Origin of the sequence: Vibrio minamisatsumaniensis (assembly GCF_050337445.1) — a bacterium.
In the GTDB taxonomy this organism is placed as follows: Bacteria; Pseudomonadota; Gammaproteobacteria; order Enterobacterales; family Vibrionaceae; genus Vibrio; species Vibrio artabrorum.
In genome coordinates this window covers 1-1,125 of record NZ_JAKJSY010000177.1, presented here as the reverse complement: position 1 = coordinate 1,125, position 1,125 = coordinate 1, and the positions used below count along the sequence as shown (strand labels likewise).

Here is a 1,125-nt window from a genome sequence, read left to right as displayed (position 1 = left end):
TAGTAATATAATATAGGGCTTGCTCATCATCACCATACTCGACTAAACATCGAATGATATAGCTCATTAATGGATAGAAATTCTCTAGTTTTTCAATGCGCCTCTTTGACCAAGTTATCGATGATAAGAGTAATTTGCCAACACGCAGGAACTCCTCGTTGTAGCCTGCTGCGGTCATAGAACTGTGAATCTCCCATAATGAATTTATAGCATTCTGGTGGTCTCCTGCATTAATTGAAAGCTCCGCCTTATTAGTAAAATTAGAGAATTCATCAAAGCTTAATTTATAGCTCAATTTTTCTCTCAATACATATATAGCCTTATCATAATAAGTTACGATAAGAGATATGTATTTATTCCTTTCGGAAGTTTGGTAATTTTTTCTAATAAACTCTTTTACAAGCGGGTGTAGCTCAATATAATTACTACCTCTTTTTTCTACTATCAGGTTGAAATTTCTCAGAGCTTTCAGAGCTTTTTGATATTGATTATAGTTTAGTTCTGGTCTTAGAATTTCAGCGTAATCTTCGGTACTTTCGGCAACTACCGACTCAGCTAATGTTCTTAGAAGTAGTCGGTCACGATTATGTAGAGAGGTCCAAATATTGCTCAAAACATTTTTAGATAAAATTGTAGAGTCATTCTCATCGATAGTAATACCTGACGCAATTTTGTCTAAAAAGGCTATTAATGCCTGTTCTCCACGATGAGATTGCGCAATAATTAAGCTTAACCATAATGCATGACCATTAGTTAAATTGTATGCTCTTTTTGCATATCCACTTAGTTTATCTTTAGAGATGTTAGTGGCGCTATTTCTAAAGAAGTCTATTGTATTTAGTTCTGTTAACCCAGAAAGTGATAGTTGATAAAACTCTACACTCGCAAATCGAATAAATGGTCGACATGTGAAAATAAACTTTGAGTTATGTTCAAACTCTATAGCTTTGTAAAAGAGATATCCAACTCCATTCACCGGTTTGATCTGCTCCAGTCAGACTGGACACCGCATTAAGCGACATATTGTTTTTCAAAGTTAACTGGGCTTAGATACCCAAGAGCACTGTGCCTTCTTGTTCGATTATAATCAACTTCGATATATTCAAAAAGTGCTTGGCGCATCTC

2 protein-coding genes are annotated in these 1,125 nt (G+C 35.1%); both read right to left on the bottom strand.

Annotation, left to right across the window (positions count from 1 at the left end):
* Positions 1-976: hypothetical protein (locus L4B77_RS20065; RefSeq protein ID WP_429752624.1), on the bottom strand; the 976-nt coding region annotated here is incomplete at its 3' end.
* A 35-nt stretch (positions 977-1,011) separates the two neighbouring features.
* The coding region (locus tag L4B77_RS20060; RefSeq protein ID WP_146162300.1) for an IS3 family transposase at positions 1,012-1,125 on the bottom strand (114 nt) is incomplete at its 5' end.